The organism is uncultured Maribacter sp. (genome assembly GCF_963977385.1).
In the GTDB taxonomy this organism is placed as follows: Bacteria; Bacteroidota; Bacteroidia; order Flavobacteriales; family Flavobacteriaceae; genus Maribacter.
On sequence record NZ_CAXBOU010000007.1, the window covers coordinates 146,394 to 164,222 of the forward strand.

At 34.5% G+C, this 17,829-nt stretch carries 17 protein-coding genes; 9 read left to right on the forward strand and 8 right to left on the reverse strand.

The features are described from left to right. The 8 genes from AAC084_RS09615 to AAC084_RS09650 form a co-directional block, all read right to left on the reverse strand. Nucleotides 1-777: a sulfite exporter TauE/SafE family protein gene (locus tag AAC084_RS09615; protein WP_339839959.1), complete on the reverse strand. Its 777-nt coding sequence runs from the start codon at nt 775-777 to the stop codon at nt 1-3. Further along, nucleotides 761-1,834 (reverse strand): HesA/MoeB/ThiF family protein, encoded by a 1,074-nt coding sequence (locus tag AAC084_RS09620; protein WP_339839960.1) that lies wholly within the window; start codon nt 1,832-1,834, stop codon nt 761-763. The genes AAC084_RS09615 and AAC084_RS09620 overlap by 17 nt, the downstream gene beginning before the upstream one ends. Further along, entirely contained in the window at nt 1,831-2,424 is a 594-nt protein-coding gene (locus AAC084_RS09625; protein WP_339839961.1) for an NTP transferase domain-containing protein, read from the reverse strand. The genes AAC084_RS09620 and AAC084_RS09625 overlap by 4 nt, the downstream gene beginning before the upstream one ends. After that, nucleotides 2,408-2,881: a cyclic pyranopterin monophosphate synthase MoaC gene (moaC, locus tag AAC084_RS09630; RefSeq protein WP_339839962.1), complete on the reverse strand. Its 474-nt coding sequence runs from the start codon at nt 2,879-2,881 to the stop codon at nt 2,408-2,410. Before moaC ends, AAC084_RS09625 begins: the two co-directional genes overlap by 17 nt. Continuing rightward, nucleotides 2,881-3,864 carry a GTP 3',8-cyclase MoaA gene (gene moaA / locus AAC084_RS09635; protein ID WP_339839963.1) on the reverse strand — a complete coding sequence of 328 codons (984 nt, stop codon included), beginning with the start codon at nt 3,862-3,864 and terminating at the stop codon, nt 2,881-2,883. The genes moaC and moaA overlap by 1 nt, the downstream gene beginning before the upstream one ends. 62 nt (nt 3,865-3,926) lie before the next feature. Continuing rightward, nucleotides 3,927-4,343 (reverse strand): molybdenum cofactor biosynthesis protein MoaE, encoded by a 417-nt coding sequence (locus tag AAC084_RS09640; protein ID WP_339839964.1) that lies wholly within the window; start codon nt 4,341-4,343, stop codon nt 3,927-3,929. Next, nucleotides 4,343-4,585, reverse strand: a complete 243-nt coding sequence (locus AAC084_RS09645) for a MoaD/ThiS family protein (RefSeq protein WP_339839965.1) — start codon at nt 4,583-4,585, stop codon at nt 4,343-4,345. The genes AAC084_RS09640 and AAC084_RS09645 overlap by 1 nt, the downstream gene beginning before the upstream one ends. A 95-nt stretch (nt 4,586-4,680) precedes the next feature. After that, nucleotides 4,681-5,478 (reverse strand): hypothetical protein, encoded by a 798-nt coding sequence (locus tag AAC084_RS09650; RefSeq protein ID WP_339839966.1) that lies wholly within the window; start codon nt 5,476-5,478, stop codon nt 4,681-4,683. Nucleotides 5,479-5,569: 91 nt separating this feature from the next. Between AAC084_RS09650 and AAC084_RS09655 the strand changes: the two genes are divergently transcribed. The 9 genes from AAC084_RS09655 (at nt 5,570) to AAC084_RS09695 (ending at nt 17,747) form a co-directional block, all read left to right on the forward strand. Next, nucleotides 5,570-6,382: an RNA methyltransferase gene (locus AAC084_RS09655; protein ID WP_339839967.1), complete on the forward strand. Its 813-nt coding sequence runs from the start codon at nt 5,570-5,572 to the stop codon at nt 6,380-6,382. Nucleotides 6,383-6,427: 45 nt separating this feature from the next. After that, entirely contained in the window at nt 6,428-7,660 is a 1,233-nt protein-coding gene (locus AAC084_RS09660; protein WP_339839968.1) for a M48 family metallopeptidase, read from the forward strand. 44 nt (nt 7,661-7,704) lie between these two features. Further along, nucleotides 7,705-9,909: a RelA/SpoT family protein gene (locus tag AAC084_RS09665; protein WP_339839969.1), complete on the forward strand. Its 2,205-nt coding sequence runs from the start codon at nt 7,705-7,707 to the stop codon at nt 9,907-9,909. 50 nt (nt 9,910-9,959) lie between these two features. Further along, on the forward strand, nt 9,960-10,436 hold the full coding sequence (locus AAC084_RS09670; RefSeq protein ID WP_339839970.1) for a transcriptional repressor: 477 nt from the start codon (nt 9,960-9,962) through the stop codon (nt 10,434-10,436). A gap of 19 nt (nt 10,437-10,455) precedes the next feature. Further along, nucleotides 10,456-11,727: an adenylosuccinate synthase gene (locus AAC084_RS09675; protein ID WP_339839971.1), complete on the forward strand. Its 1,272-nt coding sequence runs from the start codon at nt 10,456-10,458 to the stop codon at nt 11,725-11,727. A 137-nt stretch (nt 11,728-11,864) separates the two neighbouring features. Continuing rightward, the gene (locus AAC084_RS09680; protein WP_339839972.1) at nt 11,865-12,662 is read left to right on the forward strand and encodes a DUF1080 domain-containing protein; all 798 of its coding nucleotides are present in this window, start codon (nt 11,865-11,867) and stop codon (nt 12,660-12,662) included. A 10-nt stretch (nt 12,663-12,672) separates the two neighbouring features. After that, nucleotides 12,673-14,109: a Gfo/Idh/MocA family oxidoreductase gene (locus tag AAC084_RS09685; RefSeq protein WP_339839973.1), complete on the forward strand. Its 1,437-nt coding sequence runs from the start codon at nt 12,673-12,675 to the stop codon at nt 14,107-14,109. Between the two features lie 752 nt (nt 14,110-14,861). Next, nucleotides 14,862-16,562: an OstA-like protein gene (locus AAC084_RS09690; protein ID WP_339839974.1), complete on the forward strand. Its 1,701-nt coding sequence runs from the start codon at nt 14,862-14,864 to the stop codon at nt 16,560-16,562. Between the two features lie 9 nt (nt 16,563-16,571). Next, nucleotides 16,572-17,747 carry an aspartate aminotransferase family protein gene (locus tag AAC084_RS09695; RefSeq protein ID WP_339839975.1) on the forward strand — a complete coding sequence of 392 codons (1,176 nt, stop codon included), beginning with the start codon at nt 16,572-16,574 and terminating at the stop codon, nt 17,745-17,747. Nucleotides 17,748-17,829: the final 82 nt, after the last annotated feature.

The window sequence follows — 17,829 nt, forward strand, 5'->3', positions numbered from 1 at the left end:
TTAAAATAACCCAAGTCCGTTTACTAAGAGAACTCGAATTCCAACAATAAACACGAGTAAGGCCGTTACCCTTCTAATTCCGTTTGCAGATAATTTTTTTAAGCTGATGCGTATCCCTAATTGTCCTCCTAGTAACACAGCAACCACCAAACAAATAGTTTCTATCCATGGCAGTGATAAAGAGTTACTTGTAATCAATCCAAATAGCCCAGAAACAGAATTTACTAAAATAAAAAAACTGGCCAAAGCAGCAACTTTTATTGCTTTATCCCATCGTAAATGATTTAAAACCGGAGCTAAAAATATTCCACCACCTATACCCACCAATCCTGATAAAAAACCGATTCCAGCACCTAACACGTAACTTAAATAATTAGGGTACTCCTTAATTTCCGTAGTCGGCTTCTTAACATTAAGAGTTTGTAATGACAAAACTATAGCAGAAAGAATAAGGGAGCTACCCAAAATAATAAAGAATACATTTTCTTTTAAACGAAAAGAGGCGCCAATAAATGCCAGTGGAATACTTGCTAATACAAAAGGCAAAAAGTCTTTTAATTTCGCATGACCGTTCTTAAAATATAGATATGTACTACCAGAAACAACAACCAAATTACATACGAGCGCTATTGAGCGAATTACAAAAAAGCTAGATAAAAAAAGGGTCAACAATGCTAAATAACTAGATCCACCACCAAAACCTACGGAAGAATAAAGCGTGGCTATTATAAAAAAACCAACACATAGTAGCACTAATTGTTCAATTGGTATGAGCATAGGTATTTATATGGTTCATGCCACCTGCAACATTGATGAATTCTTTACCTGGAAAAATTTCTTTTAGTCGAAGTACGGCTTTTTTGCTTCGAATACCCGATTGGCAAATTACATAAACTGATTCTTCTATATTAATCTCACTTACACGTTCTTCAAGTTCACCTAAAGGAATATGCTTAGACTCTTCTAAATGGTTTGCCTCGTATTCTTTACTAGTTCTTACATCGATTAACTCCATCTTACCATTCAGAATTAGATTTTGAAAATCTTTGGATTCAATAGATTTTATCGGTGTTTCACAATCGAAATCATAACTTGATTGTAAAGTTTTAATTTCTTTATTCTTCGGAATTGTATTCAGTTTCATTCTCTGAAAACGTTGAGTCAAGCCATCGAACATCATTATCACACCAGATAGAACATCACCAATACCTGTCATTATTTTTATTGTTTCTAACGCCTGTAAATTCCCTACTATTCCCGGAAGAATTCCTAACACACCATTTTCATTACAATCAGGCACCGCATCGGCATTTGGCATTTCTGGAAAAAGACAACGATAAGTTGGTCCGCCATTATAATTAAAAACACTTACCTGACCTTCGAAACCATGTAACGCCCCATATACAAATGGTTTACTTAAAATTACACAAGCATCATTTATCAAATATCGAGTAGGAAAATTATCAGTTGCGTCTACCACTACATCATACGAACTAATAATTTCAAGTGCATTGGATACCGTTAAAAAAGTTTGATACGTATTGATTTCGGTTTCATGATTTTGGGCTTCCAATTGATTTTTGGCGGCTACTACCTTTGGTAAACCAACCATTTTTTCGGTATATAATACTTGACGATGTAGGTTTGAAATTGACACAATATCTGCATCGACAATCCCTAAGGTGCCAATGCCCATTGCGTTTAAATAGGTCATTACAGGCACACCAAGTCCGCCTGCACCAATAACTAAGACCTTTGCAGATTTTAGTTTTTGCTGTCCTTCAGCCCCAAAATCTTTTAAGGTTGTTTGTCGTATGTATCGATCTTCACTCATACCTTTAATTTTGCCAAAGCTTGCTCATACTCTTCACGAGAATTTGCATTTAGCAATACTTCAGCATTCTTTGGAATCACCAAATTTACATTGGCATTTATTAAAAATTTTCTTGGGCAAGTACCATTCCCAGCCTCAAGGTATGCCAAAGATTGTTTTAAAGCTTCAGGTTCCCAAATAGCACAAAGTGGCTCTGGAAGTGGATTATTTTCATCGGCAAATGCACTAGCTATTTTATCAGAATCTCGGGCAGCTATCAAGTCTTGCAAAGCGTTTTTATCCATCAATGGTAAATCGCAAGCTAATACCAACCAAGCAACTTCCGGGTATGCTGTATGGGCAGATAGTAACCCGTTATACGGTCCTCGATATTGGTCCGTATCTACAATTGTATTAAAATGTGTAGGGATTTCATTCTTTTGGTCTTTACGAATACTCAAAAAAGTTTGGTCACAGACTTCATTCAATAAATGATACAAATGCTCCCTTTGAGGTAAGTCATGATAAGCTATCAATCCTTTATCCTCACCCATTCTAGTGCTTTTTCCTCCTGATAACACCAATCCATATAACTTAGCGTTGAAAATCATTTTTACCGCCTGTTTTTTGTTCTAATTGAATAGTATCAATAATAATATCTTGAGAAAGTGCCTTACACATATCGTATATGGTTAGCGCTGCTATAGAAACACCTGTTAGCGCTTCCATTTCAACACCCGTTTTCTCATTACATTTTACAGTACACGAAATCTTGAACTCATTATTACCTGGCTCAATCTCCACATTAATTTTAGACAGATTTATTTGATGACATAACGGTATTAATTCAGCCGTTTTCTTTACTCCTTGAATGCCTGCAATGACTGCCGTTTGAACAATACTTCCTTTTTTACCTACAAAATCCAAGTCTGACAATGACTTAAACACTTCTGATGGAAACTTAATAATTCCGGATGCAATTGCCATTCTCACGGATGCTGTCTTTTGTGAAACATCTACCATGGCGGCATTGCCAGCCTCATCGATATGTGATAATTTTTTCTGCATTACCCTCCTATTGAAGTCATTGAATTACTAAATACATCTTTATACTTTTCCTGAGCTTCGAACCCTGTTTTAGCACGGCTACCAACAGCTTTTAAAATTTCTGCTCGAATATTACTATCTACATTATCTGCTCTCATAATATCTCTAAGATTAGCACTAGCTTTTGCATACAAGCATGTAATCACATCACCTGTTGCTGTAATTCTTAAACGATTACAACTACCACAAAATGTTCTACTAAAAGATGGTATAACTCCAAAAGTTCCTTTAAAACCAGGAATCTTATAATTAATAGATGTTGAGGTTTTTGGAGATTCTAATTTATAATACTCTGGGTGTTCAACACGAATATGTTCTAAAATAGTTTTGAAGTCCCATTTAATGCTTTGAAATTCTTTAGACCCACCATTAAATGGCATTTCTTCTAAAAACCGGACTGAAACATTATAATGCTTAGTTAGCTCTAACATTGGCAGAATATCATCTGTATTTTGTCCTTCCAATGCTATAAAATTAATTCGAACATTAAAACCTTCTGTAATTAACCGAATCATATTATTGTACACAACATCATACTGATTACGACGTGTAATTCGCTCAAAAGTTTCGCGATTAATGGCATCCATACTTACATTGATGTTCTTGATCCCTAACTCCTTCAATTCATCAATATAAGGACCTATCAGTGTAGCATTAGTGGTAACAGAAATATCATTTAGCCCATCTAATTTAGATAGCCTACGTAAAAGAACCATCAAATCTTTCCTGACAAAAGGTTCACCGCCAGTGATTCTAATTTTGTCTATGCCCTGAGAAACTACAATCTCGCTCAATTTTACTAGCTCATCAATTGTAAATAACTTATCACTTTTAGCAAAATTGATTCCTTCCTCAGGCATGCAATAATTGCAACGTAAGTTGCAACGATCTGTTACCGCCAATCTTAAGTAATTAATTGTTCTATTATGATTATCTACTAGCATTTTTTAAATTCTAAATTAACTTCAACTGCATTATATTCCTCTTCAATTTTATTCCGTTAAATCTATGGATGTGCCGAAACCCAAACTGACTTGTTCTTAAACTTCTCTTTTTTCCAAATAGGAACAGTTTCTTTCAACGTATCGATTAAAAAACGACAAGCTTCAAAACAAGCATCTCTATGGGCAGAAGAAGCTCCTACAACCACAACAGGCTCTGCTACCCCCTTTTCACCTATAGCATGCCGCATAACAATTTTATTCAACGACCATTTTTCAATTGCTTTGTCCGCTATCTTTTCCATTTCCTTTAAGGCCATGGTTTTATAGGTTTCGAACTCTAATGCAACAACTTCTTCTTCATTTGTAAATTCGCGAACCGTACCAACAAAAACACAGATACCACCACTTTTGGAATCATTTAATTCTGAATACACTTTTGCTGTATCGATAGCATCTACTATTTCTATAACTTTCTTCATTAGCCTCCGCTTACAGGTGGTATAATTGCTATTTCTTCTGTACCATTCAAAATTACATCATCAAAGGCATATTCACTATTAACCGCTACGGCCAAAGAATTTAATTTTAAAAATTCAGGGTATGTATCAATAAGTTGTTTTTTCAAATCTGCTACAGTTTCAGGTATAATAGATTCATCTGAAAATATGATTTCTGACCTGCCTACGATATCCTTTGTAATTCCAAAAAAAAGTACATTCATATGCATTTAAAATTAGATAAATTTCAAGTTACTTATAAAAAACAAGGTGTCATAAAAATGACACCTTGTTTAATAAATAATTATAATAAAGGAAATTATTCTGTTATAACTTTGGCGTTTTCTGGTTTACTATAAAAATTATTTGGCATAGCTGATTTCGATAAACTAGCATTTTCAAAACTAACCGTTTTCGCTGGTCCTTTAATTTCATCGTCTTCTACCATCTGCCAGGTTATAGATTTTGGTAGGAGAACCTCATCAACCTTTACCCAGTCATTATAATTAATCCAGTTTACCTTATCTGAAGGTTCACCACTAAAATAAGTCATCGTATATCCCAACCATCTCATTTCAAAAGTTTCAGAATCATAATGTATGTAGTACTCATCGGTTGAAGAAGCACCAATACCTGTATCATACGTAATTTTATAACCAGGGTATGTTATACCATCAACAACCAAAGGAGCTACCGCTTCATAGTTAAGACCATTATCGGCAAAGACAAAAGGCATTGTATAAAAGTAAAACATTAGGTTATGGTAGAACTTCGGTTTTCCTTTATAGGTATTTGTAGGGTCCAATAACCATACCTCGGTACCGTCAAATCCTAGAGTAGCCGTTGGTGTTGTTATTTTATCGGTTCTCTTTTTTAAATCTATAACCTGATTTTCAATAATAGCATCTTTCGGCATATCAAAACTTAAGGTTCTGTATGATTTCCATTTTTCTAATCCACCATGAGCTTCAAAAACCTTAAAAAGTTCTTTTGGATAATTAGTTTGCGCTACTTGCATTTCTTTTTTTTCTACAGTATCAGTTGAAGCTTCTTTCTTGGGAGCATCTTTACAAGCAAATACAACAAAAGCTAAGACGATAATAAAAAACTTATTCATAGGTGTAATTAAATTATGTGATTAGTTTTATAAAAACCCGTTAGTCGATAAATTATGAAGTACTTAACAGATTAGATTACTTTTGTACATAATGCATTCAATAAAACACATTACTAGCTTACAAAACCCTTTAATAAAGAGGGTTCTTTTATTAAAAGAAAAGTCTAGAGAGCGGAAAAAAACCGGTCTATTCGTACTAGAAGGATTACGTGAACTTCAGATTGCAAATCGTACAAAATATAAAATAGAAACTATTTTCTTTTGTGCCGATATTTTAAATGACCATCAAAACGATAGCTTTTTAGAGTCATTCAGTCCAGAAAAACTGATTTCCGTTAGCAATGATGTTTATAAAAAATTAGCTTACAGAGATACAACGGAAGGTGTACTAGCCATAGTAAAAAGTAAAGACCATTTACTATCATCATTGACGTTCGATAATGACAGCCCATTAATACTTATTGCAGAAGCACCTGAAAAACCTGGCAATATTGGTGCATTGTTACGAACAGCCGATGCCGCCAATCTTGATGCCGTATTAATTGCTAACCCAAAAACAGACTTGTACAACCCAAACATAATCCGCTCTAGTGTCGGTTGTGTTTTTTCTAGAAATGTTAAGGTAGGTAATACAACAGAAATAATCTCTTACCTAAAACAAGAAGGATTTCAAATTTACTGTGCAGCACTATCTGCCTCAAAAGAGTACACATCAGTGGATTTCAAAGGACCTACCGCCATCGTAGTAGGAACAGAAAACTCTGGCTTAAGTGATGAGTGGCTTAACAGTTCAAATCAGAATATCATTATTCCCATGGAGGGTGAAATAGATTCTATGAACGTTTCAGTATCTGCGGCAATACTTATCTTTGAAGCCAAACGCCAGCGAAAGCTAAACGTCTAACAACCTAATTATCAATATTTAATATTACGTTTTGAAATATATTATATGGACAAAACCTTTGTATTTTACTGTATCATTTTTATTTTAATTGGGGAATTTATACTCGCTACGGTAATGAACTATCTCAATGCCAAACGTTTCAAAGACCCTATTCCGAATGACCTCAGTGATGTTTATAACACTAAAGAATATGAAAAATCACAAGCCTACAAGCTTAGTAATTACAAATTTGGCATAGTTACTTCTATATTTTCTTTAGCATTGATTCTTAGTTTTTTGTTTTTTGGTGGCTTCGCATGGGTAGATGAAGTAGCTCTAGAATTTTCTGACAATATCATTCTACAAGCTTTGATTTTCTTTGGAATAATTATGATTGGCAGCGACATTCTTAACACCCCATTTTCTTACTATCAAACATTTGTTATTGAAGAAAAATTCGGATTCAACAAAACAACTCATAAAACATTTTTGATTGATAAATTGAAACAATGGGCTATGACCGTTATAATTGGCGGTAGTATTTTATCCTTAGTTATTTGGTTTTTTCAATATGCAGGTACAAACTTTTGGATTTATACTTGGGCCCTAATTACAGTTTTTACATTATTCATGAATTTGTTCTACAGCAAATTAATTGTTCCATTATTCAACAAACAAGAACCTTTGGAAGCGGGTAGCCTAAAAGAAAAAATTGAAAAGTATGCCGCTCAAGTTGGTTTTGACTTGCAACATATTTTTGTTATTAATGGTTCAAAACGTTCTACAAAAGCCAATGCTTATTTTTCAGGGTTCGGTAAAGAAAAAAGAGTAACACTATATGATACATTAATTAACGATTTAGAGGAAGATGAGATTGTTGCTGTATTGGCACATGAAATTGGTCATTATAAACGCAAGCATATCATATTTAACCTTAGTACTTCCATTCTACTAACAGGATTCATGCTATTTCTTTTATCACTTTTCATTAATAACCCAGAAGTATCATTAGCGATAGGAGTTGAAAGACCTAGTTTTCATGCTGCCTTAATCGGTTTCGGCATTCTTTATAGTCCTGTTTCAGAGATTACTGGTTTATTAATGAACTATTTTTCAAGAAAATTTGAATACCAAGCAGATGATTATGCTAAAAACACGTATGCAGCTATTCCGTTAGTTTCTTCTTTGAAAAAGTTATCCAAAAACAGCCTTAGCAATTTAACACCCCATCCTGCTTATGTTTTCATGCATTATTCACATCCACCGCTAATTGACCGTATACGTAATTTAAAGGCATAATTTTTGTTGCTCATCATATAAGTTTATCTTATTTTTAATATAGTATGACACAGGCAGCAATAGAAGAAGAAAATAAGCTTATAGCTCACGAGTACAAGGAACTATTGCGTATTAGTTACCAAACCCTAACGGATGAGGACAAAAAACTTATACGTAGTGCCTTTGAGATTGCTGTTGATGCGCATAAAAATCAACGAAGAAAATCTGGCGAAGCTTATATATTCCACCCAATAGCGGTAGCAAAAATAGTAGCATCAGAAATAGGTCTAGATGCTGTATCTATAGCCTCTGCCCTACTACATGATGTTGTTGAAGACACTGAATACACTTTAGATGATATCGACCGTATGTTTGGTGAAACGGTTGCCCGTATTGTAGATGGCCTCACCAAGATATCGCATTTAAAAAAAGACATGAACATTTCTCAGCAAGCTGAGAATTTTAGAAAAATGCTCCTCACTTTAAATGACGATGTACGCGTTATCATTATTAAAATTGCAGATCGATATCACAATATGCTCACCATGGACTCCATGCCAGAGCATAAGCAAGTTAAAATTGCATCTGAAACCTTATACATATATGCTCCATTAGCCCATAGAATTGGACTATATAATATTAAAACAGAGCTAGAGGATCTAAGTTTAAAATATACCGAGCCAGAGGTTTACAATTCTATTAAAGATAAAATAGAAGATAGCAAAGAAGACCAACAAGCGTATATCGATGCATTTTCAGACACTATAGATAACTCTCTTAAAAAAGAAGGTCTTAACTATATCATTAAAGGGAGAATGAAGTCCATTTTTTCTATGCGTAGAAAAATGCTTAATCAAAACGTAACCTTTGAGGAGATCTATGACAAGTTTGCCATTAGAATAATTTATAAATCTGATGCACAGAACGAAAAATTTCTCGCTTGGAAAATTTATTCAATAGTAACAGACCACTTCACCCCTAACCCTGTACGTTTAAGAGATTGGATTTCTTCTCCAAAATCTACCGGTTATGAAGCTTTACATATTACAGTGATGGGGCCTAAAGGTAAATGGGTAGAAGTACAGATTAGAAGTGAGCGCATGCACGAAATAGCTGAGAAAGGTTATGCTGCCCATTTTAAATACAAGCATGGTACTCAAAAAGAACAAGGAATCGAAGAATGGTTGAACAAACTTCAAGAAGCATTGGAGAATGCAAATACCAATGCTGTCGATTTTGTTGAAGAATTTAAACTTAATCTGTATTCTAAAGAGATATTTGTTTTCACCCCAAAAGGAGAATTAAAATCATTACCTAAAGGGGCTACACCATTAGATTTTGCTTTTAATATCCATACCGAAGTAGGTATGCGAACAAGAGGATCTAAAGTCAATGGAAAATTAGTACCCCTTAACACGACTTTGTCAAGTGGTGATCAGGTAGAAATTATTACATCTGAGCAAGCCACACCAAATCAAAACTGGTTAGACTATGCAACAACTGCTAGAGCAAGGGCAAAAATAAAATCGGTTTTACGAGAAGAGAAAAAGTCTGTTGCCGAAGATGGCAAGGAGATTTTACGCAGAAAATTGAAATCACAAAAAGTAAGTTTAAACGAGGACTCCATTAATAAGATGGTCACCTTTTTTAAACTTAAAACAAGTTTAGACCTCTTTTATCGCGTCGGTATTGGCTCAATAGACAATACCATGTTAAAAGATTTTGCTTCTTCTTACAATAATGCATTTATAAGTTTCTTCAAAAATCGAATGCGCCGTACTCCGGTACCAGTAGATGTTAATAGAGATGAAATCACCTCTAAATTTGATATGCTGGTTTTTGGCAAAGAAGAAGAAAAATTAGAATATAAACTTTCTCAATGTTGTAACCCTATACCCGGCGACGACGTATTCGGATTCGTAAGTGTATCCGAAGGTATTAAAGTCCATAAGAAAAACTGTCCCAATGCAATATCCTTACAATCTAACTACGCATATCGTATAATAAGCGCTAAATGGATAGATTCATCCCAACAAGAATATCAAGCAGATATAGAGTTGACCGGTATTGATAACCTAGGTTTGGTCAGTGACATCACAGAAGTCATTTCAGATATTATGCACGTGAATATGCGTAATCTTAACTTTAGCACAGATGGCGGCACATTTAAAGGGAAGATTACAGTGGTTGTTAAAAATAAGGCTATTCTTAAAAAATTGACCGATAGTTTAAGGGAGATTAATGGTATTGACAAAGTAACCCGTATTTAGAAAAAGGAAATTAAAATTTAACTGTACATTTGTATATTAATGCAGTAAATATGTCTTCGGATAAAAACCAAGAAATTGTAAAAAACGTCTTCACTACCTTTTTAGGGGACAAAGGACATAGAAAAACCCCTGAACGCTACGCTATACTTCAAGAAATTTATGAAAGTGATGAACATTTCGATATAGAATCACTTTATATTAACATGAAGAATAAGAAATATAGAGTTAGTAGGGCTACTTTATATAATACCATTGAACTTCTTTTAGATTGCAAACTTGTACGTAAGCATCAATTCGGCAAAAATCAAGCTCAATATGAAAAGTCATATTTTGACCGGCAGCATGACCATGTTATTCTTACCGATACTGGTGAAGTAATGGAGTTTTGCGATCCTAGAATTCAATCTATCAAAAAAACAATCGAAGAAGTTTTTGATATTACGATTAATGCACATTCCCTATATTTTTATGGGACTAAAAATACACCTACCAAAGAAGTAGGTAAAAAAGAAAATAAAAAGAATTAACCAAGTATATAATATTTAGATGGCAGTAGATTTATTGTTAGGCCTACAATGGGGTGACGAAGGAAAAGGAAAAATCGTAGATGTATTAACCGCAGATTATGACATTATTGCTCGTTTTCAAGGAGGGCCCAATGCTGGTCATACGTTGGAGTTTGACGGTATTAAGCACGTGCTACACACGATACCTTCAGGTATTTTTCATAAAAACGCAGTAAATGTTGTTGGTAACGGTGTCGTTATTGACCCTGTGATATTTAAAAAAGAATTAGATGCGTTGAAGAAATTTAATTTGGACATCAAGTCTAAATTATTAATTTCTAGAAAGGCCCATTTAATCTTACCAACACACCGTTTATTAGATGCAGCTTCTGAAGCTTCTAAAGGAAAAGCAAAAATTGGTTCTACTTTAAAAGGAATTGGTCCTACTTATATGGATAAGACCGGTAGAAACGGAATGCGAGTTGGTGATTTAGAATTAAACGATTGGAAAGAAAAATATCGCAGTCTTGCTAATAAGCATGAGGCAATGATAAGTTTCTACGATGTAGATATTCAATATGATCTAGCTGAACTGGAAGCAGATTTCTTTAAAGCTGTTACAGAGTTAAAAGCATTATCTTTTATAGATAGCGAAGAGTATTTATACCAAGCACAAAAAGAAGGTAAAAAAATACTAGCTGAAGGTGCGCAAGGTTCACTTTTAGATATTGATTTCGGAACCTATCCTTTTGTAACCTCATCTAACACCACTGCAGCTGGTGCATGTACAGGTTTAGGTGTAGCTCCAAATCAAATTGGTGATGTAAAAGGAATTTTTAAGGCATACACTACAAGAGTAGGTAGTGGTCCTTTCCCAACTGAATTATTTGACGAAGATGGTGAAACTATGGGTCGTGTAGGTAATGAATTTGGCGCGACAACCGGCAGACCAAGACGTTGTGGATGGTTAGATTTAGTAGCCTTAAAATATGCCGTTCGTATTAATGGCGTTACGGAATTGATGATGATGAAAGGTGATGTATTAAGCGGCTTTGAAAAACTTAAAGTATGTACTGCATACAATTATAAAGGAAAAGAAATAGAACATTTCCCATATAATATAGAAGCAGAAAATGTAACTCCGGTTTACACAGAAATGAACGGTTGGAAAGAAGATTTGACCAAAATGACTTCTGCTGATCAATTACCGAAATATTTGAATGATTATATTGAGTTTCTAGAAAAGGAATTAGAAGTGCCTATTAAAATTGTTTCTGTAGGTCCAGACAGGACTCAAACAATTCACAGGTAAACTTTTAGCGACCGTAATAGGTTGTTCGACTAACAAGAATGGCGATATAGGGAAATACCTTTATCGCCATTCTTTTTTTTTGTAATTTCCCTATTGTGTAAAATTTAAGTAAATACAACCAAAACACATTTGAAAGAATGAAAAAATTCACTTATCCCACTATTATTCTTTTTCTATTTTTAATCGTTTCCTGTAAATCGGATAAAAACGAGAAAGAACATTCAAAAGCCACTACCGAAGCAGAAACCGAAAACGATTGGATTACTTTATTCGATGGAAAAACCACTGAAGGATGGCGCGCTTATAATGGAAAAGAATTACCACCTGGGTGGATAGCTAAAAACGGAGAGCTACAGTTCGATACAGAATTAGGATTAGAGCAAGACTATACAGGAGGTACAGACATTATTTACGGTAATGAAGAATTTGAAAACTTCGAGCTGTACGTTGAATGGAAATTACCTAAAGGAGGAAATAGCGGTATTTTTTATCACCTAAAAGAAGGTTATGATAGTCCACCTGAAGTTTCCCCAGAATATCAATTAATCGATGATGAAAATTATGCGAGCATGCATGATATAACAGATTATAATTTAAGTTTAGGTTATACTGAAAAACCTGAAGAATTAAAACCCTTACAACAAACAGCATCTGATTATGCTATGCATCCAGCAGAGCCAAATGGTAAAATTTTGAATCCTGTAGGTGAATGGAATACAACCAAAATCATATTTACCCCAGAGCAGGTAGAACACTGGTTGAACGGGAAAAAAGTAGTATCTTTTGTACCATGGGACGATGCCTGGTACGAGAAGAAAAATTCCGATAAATGGAAAAACAGTAAGGATTATGGAAAGTTCAAATCAGGATATATAGGTTTTCAAGACCATTCTAGTCCTATTTGGTTTCGCAATATAAAAATCAAAAAACTATAACTACCAACCAATGAATAAAAGAGATTTTCTAAAAAATGCTGCGGCATTGTCCACATTTGTATTATTACCATCCGGATTATGGTCATGCAAAAAAGAGGTGAAAAAAATCACCAGATTACGAACTGCCCATATCGGTGTTGGTAACATGGGCGCGGCTGATCTTGAAGCTATTTCATCACATAACAAGGTAGATGTAACTGCATTATGCGATGTTGATGCCAACAATTTGGCAGCAGCAAAAAAGCTACATCCAAATGCAAAGACCTATACCGATTATAGAGTAATGCTTAAAGAAATAGGTGATGAAATTGATGCTGTAGTAGTTTCTACTCCCGACCACAGTCATGCTCCTGCTTCTATGATGGCAATGGAGATGGATAAGCCAGTGTATTGTCAAAAGCCACTTACCCATTATGTTTCTGAGGCCAGAGCTATGAATAAATTGGCAGCAGAAAAAGGCTTGATTACTCAAATGGGAATTCAAGTTCATTCGTTCTACGATTATAAATTAGCGACACTATTAATACAATCTGGCATTATAGGTAAAGTTCATACGGTACGTGCATGGTCACCTAAAGATTGGGGGTATGACGGAACTGAGCCAGCAGGACAAGACCCAATTCCTGAATCTTTAGACTGGAATCTATGGTTAGGAACTTCTGCTGAAAGACCATACAAAGAAGGTTTTTATCACCCAGGTAACTGGAGAAAATTAGTTGATTACGGTTGTGGTACTTTAGGTGATATGGGAGTTCATATTTTTGATACGCCCTATAATGCACTTGATTTACAGGTACCGATGACCATCAAAAATGAATGTAGAGAACCTAACGGATTCGGATTTCCGCAAAATAATGTAGTAACTTATGAATTTCCACAAACTAAGTATACTGCAGAAACCTTAAAATGGGTATGGTATGATGGTCCAGGTGCTCCACAAGACCATGAAGATTTAATCTTACCAGGTTCTGACAAAATGGAATCTGAAGCCGAAGCTTCTGAAGATTCTTTAGAAGATAAAATGTCTTTAGAGACTAAAGTAAGTAACGCAGGCTCTTTACCTGACCAAGGCGCAATGTTTATAGGTGAAAAAGGCAGACTGCTATTACCTCACTTTATGCAACTACCTACAAAAATAGTAGATGGTAAATATGTAGATATTTCAACGGAAATTGAAGCAGTTGAAAAAGCCAATAATATGGGTGAACCAATACGTAATTATGATACTGAAGGTGTTAAACATTATCATCAATTTGTAGATGCTTGTTTAGGTGACGATGAAACTACAGCTCCTTTCTCATACGCATCTAGACTTACAGAAACTATACTCCTTGGTGTAATAGCTGGCAGATTCCCTAATCAAGTTCTACACTGGGATAGTGAAAATGCTAAATTCGCCGAAGATGAAGCAAATGCTTATTTAGAAGGTGATTATAGAAATTTCTAAATCTCTTTTGTAAAATAAAAAAACCACTTTCGAGTGGTTTTTTTATACCTATATTTTAAGAAGAAAACAATCCAAACCAACCACATCATTTAGGAATAAAACCTTAAAGCATCTTTAAGATTCGCTTTAAAATTTATTTCAACCCTACTTGATCAAAGCAGTACCAAAAATAAAAAAACTTTCATAACTGTAAAGCCACATTTTACCCTTGTATTAATTGGAATAGTTCAGGTTCTAGAGTGTTTAATTTTTGAAACAAAAATGTAACTTCAATCTCCTACAGATTAATTGTTGATTTGAAATATGTGTAATGGCAATGATTGAAAATTTTGAGGAAATAGTGAGTCTATATTAATGGGTCACTCAATCTAATCGCAACATGAAATTGATGGCGACCTAGATAAATTTTATTTAGACAACCCTATCGTGTGTAAAAAAAGCTATCTCAGTACTTCCGAAAAAAAAGCAAGCGTATTCTTTATTACGTTAGGCAATCCATATGTTTTTTAAAATGCCAATAATGCATAAGATTTCGATAAACAGAATTTATCGGCATTAAGTGAGGAAGATAAAATTCATGAAAAAGGTGTCAACGTACCCTTAAATGAACCATTATAATTTAACAATTCAGGATTCGGACAACAATTAAAAAAGAGCCAAAAACCAACCTCTATAAAATAGCTCTTTACTAAATGTATGCTAATAGTCTTATTCGCTCTTTTAAAATGTTCTATTTTTGAAAAAAAAGTAGATTGAAGACCTTTTGTGCATCCATCTTATTTGTATTCGGTTTCTCATTATTGGGTTTAGCTCAAGACAAGAATCCTGAAGAATCCAAACAAATTAATATAGTTTATGGGGCAAACTTCACTAAAAATGAAGTTGAATATCCTGGTGCTTCTATCTTTAGCAAAGATGACCGTCAAGTTCAATTCGAACATCAGGGTGCCGACCTCTGGTGCGATGTTGCTATTTACTACCAAAAAGACAATAGACTTGAAGCAATAGGTAATGTCATTTTAAAACAGGGAGATTCCGTTGAAATGACCAGTAAAAAAATCAATTATTTAGGAGATGTTAAATTAGCCAAGGCATGGGGCAATGTGGTTCTAACTAATTCTGACATGACTTTAAGAACAGATACCTTACGTTTAGATCGCGAAAAACAAGAAGCTTTTTACCAAGACAATGGTACTGTGATCGATTCTTCAAATACGCTAACCAGTAAGATTGGCAAGTATTTCATGGAATTAAAAAAATATCAGTTTTTAGATAGTGTCCATGTTCAAAATCCGGAATACACGTTAGATTCTGAGCAGTTAGACTATTATACATCATCCAAGAACGCATATATGTATGGTCCGTCAACAATAGTTGGCGAGACATATAAAATTTATTGCGAAAGAGGGTTTTACGACACAAAAGTAGAAAGTGGTTATGGCATAAAAAACACTCGAATAGACTACAATGACCGTATTATTGAAGGCGATAGTGTCTATTTTAACAAGGTTAATGAGTTTGCATCAGCAACAAACAATATCACAGTCACCGATACGATAAACAAAGGAATTATAAGAGCTCATTATGCCGAGGTACATAAAACGAAAGACTCCGTTTTTGCGACTAGAAGAGCTGTTTCTATTTCTGTTCAACAAAAAGATTCTCTTTATGTTCACGGTGACACTTTAATGGTAACCGGTAAATCTGAAGAACGTTTACTTAGAGCCTTCAGAAATGCTAAGTTTTACAAAACAGATTTAAGTGGAAAATGTGATAGCATTCATTCTGAACAGAAGACAGGTATTACTCAACTGATAAAAAATCCAATTATTTGGAACGGTGCCAATCAAATGACTGGTGACAGCATACATCTAAAATCAAACTTAGAAACTGAAAAACTAGATTCTTTAAAGGTATTAGAGAATGCTTTTATTATTTCATTGGATAGTGTGAGTATGACCGGATACAATCAAGCAAAAGGAATTAATCTTTTCGGAAAGTTTATTGAGAATGAACTTAAATTAATTGACCTCGTTCAAAACACAGAAGTAGTTTACTACATGTATAATGATGACGACGAACTCATTGGTATAGATAAGACAGTTTGCAGTAAAATTCGTATTACCATGGCTGAAAATGACATCGAAGACCTAACTTTTTATACGGATCCCGATGGTGATATTTTTCCAGAAAAAGACTTACCGGAAAATAGTAGAATACTTAAAGGTTTTGTTTGGCGAGGTGATGAACGTATTTTAACTAAGGATGATATTTTCGACGAAGATGATAATAATCTGGAGTTGGTAGTTATAAAAGGAATCGACAATCCTATTGATATTGATGCCGAGGAGCAACAACGAAGTAAGAATGAAACGGATCCTGTTAATAATATTCAACCTAAGAATAAAACTTCAGACCCAAAAAAGACTACTACACCTTACAAAGTGAAATAGAACTTTCACATGAAAAACGATTTTCTAAAATACCAAGCACAAACCTCGCACTACCCCTTAGGCATGGAAATTTCGCATGCCAGCGGAAGTTATATTTACGATACTGAAGGAAATGCTCATTTAGATTTTGTAGCTGGCGTTTCGGCATGTACACTTGGCCATTGTCACCCAGAAGTGGTTGAAGCAATTAAAGAACAAGCAGAAAAATACATGCATGTTATGGTTTATGGTGAATACGCACAATCGCCAGCGACCAACTATACTAAATTATTGGCTGAGAATTTACCAGAACCTTTAGAAGTTACCTATTTAGTGAATTCGGGAACTGAAGCTATAGAAGGTGCTTTAAAATTAGCGCGTAGATATACCGGTCGTTCACAAATTATCGCGGCCAAATCGGCTTATCATGGTAATACAATGGGTAGTTTAAGTCTCATGAATTTCGAAGAACGTAAGAGTGTATTTAGACCATTATTACCAGATATTTATCATATCAGATTTAATAATGAGGAAGATTTAGAAAAAATTACCAATAAAACTGCCTGTGTAATTTTAGAGACCATACAAGGCGGTGCGGGTTTTATCGTTCCTGTAGATGATTATTTACGAAAAGTAAAAGAGCGCTGTACACAAATGGGCGCGTTACTTATTCTTGATGAAATACAGCCAGGTTTTGGTAGAACAGGTAAATTATTTTCTTTTGAACATTTTAATTGTGTGCCAGATATTCTGGTAATTGGCAAAGGAATGGCATCTGGCCTACCCGTTGGTGCATTTACATCAAGTAAGGAAATAATGGAAACTTTAAGTGAAAATCCTAAAATGGGTCACATCACAACATTTGGCGGAAATCCTGTTATTGCAGCATCTAGTTTAGCTACTTTACAAGTTCTATTGAAAACTTCGTTAATAGAAGATACCTTAAAAAAAGAAGAATTATTCAAGGAGTTATTGATACATCCGAAGATAAAAGAAATACGAGGAAAGGGTTTAATGTTAGCTCTAATAATGGATTCGGCAGAAACGGCAAATGAATTGGTACTGCGCGCTAAAGAAAAGAAATTGATTTTGTTTTGGCTTTTGTTCGAAAATAAAGCAGTAAGAATATCTCCTCCGTTAACTATTTCAAATGAGGAAATTTACGAAGGGTGCACTACTATTTTAAATGTTTTAAATTCTTTGTAAATAAAGGTTGTTAACTAATTTGTTAATAATATAGAACCTACTTCAGGCTCAATTACCCCACAAACACTTACTTTTAAATATC

Excerpts from the sequence above, each read along its gene's own strand:
- AAC084_RS09615 (WP_339839959.1), bottom strand. The coding sequence starts at position 777 with ATGCTCATACCAATTGAACAATTAGTGCTACTATGTGTTGGTTTTTTT.
- AAC084_RS09620 (WP_339839960.1), bottom strand. The coding sequence starts at position 1,834 with ATGAGTGAAGATCGATACATACGACAAACAACCTTAAAAGATTTTGGG.
- AAC084_RS09625 (WP_339839961.1), bottom strand. The coding sequence starts at position 2,424 with ATGATTTTCAACGCTAAGTTATATGGATTGGTGTTATCAGGAGGAAAA.
- moaC (WP_339839962.1), bottom strand. The coding sequence starts at position 2,881 with ATGCAGAAAAAATTATCACATATCGATGAGGCTGGCAATGCCGCCATG.
- moaA (WP_339839963.1), bottom strand. The coding sequence starts at position 3,864 with ATGCTAGTAGATAATCATAATAGAACAATTAATTACTTAAGATTGGCG.
- AAC084_RS09640 (WP_339839964.1), bottom strand. The coding sequence starts at position 4,343 with ATGAAGAAAGTTATAGAAATAGTAGATGCTATCGATACAGCAAAAGTG.
- AAC084_RS09645 (WP_339839965.1), bottom strand. The coding sequence starts at position 4,585 with ATGAATGTACTTTTTTTTGGAATTACAAAGGATATCGTAGGCAGGTCA.
- AAC084_RS09650 (WP_339839966.1), bottom strand. The coding sequence starts at position 5,478 with ATGAATAAGTTTTTTATTATCGTCTTAGCTTTTGTTGTATTTGCTTGT.
- AAC084_RS09655 (WP_339839967.1), top strand. The coding sequence starts at position 5,570 with ATGCATTCAATAAAACACATTACTAGCTTACAAAACCCTTTAATAAAG.
- AAC084_RS09660 (WP_339839968.1), top strand. The coding sequence starts at position 6,428 with ATGGACAAAACCTTTGTATTTTACTGTATCATTTTTATTTTAATTGGG.
- AAC084_RS09665 (WP_339839969.1), top strand. The coding sequence starts at position 7,705 with ATGACACAGGCAGCAATAGAAGAAGAAAATAAGCTTATAGCTCACGAG.
- AAC084_RS09670 (WP_339839970.1), top strand. The coding sequence starts at position 9,960 with ATGTCTTCGGATAAAAACCAAGAAATTGTAAAAAACGTCTTCACTACC.
- AAC084_RS09675 (WP_339839971.1), top strand. The coding sequence starts at position 10,456 with ATGGCAGTAGATTTATTGTTAGGCCTACAATGGGGTGACGAAGGAAAA.
- AAC084_RS09680 (WP_339839972.1), top strand. The coding sequence starts at position 11,865 with ATGAAAAAATTCACTTATCCCACTATTATTCTTTTTCTATTTTTAATC.
- AAC084_RS09685 (WP_339839973.1), top strand. The coding sequence starts at position 12,673 with ATGAATAAAAGAGATTTTCTAAAAAATGCTGCGGCATTGTCCACATTT.
- AAC084_RS09695 (WP_339839975.1), top strand. The coding sequence starts at position 16,572 with ATGAAAAACGATTTTCTAAAATACCAAGCACAAACCTCGCACTACCCC.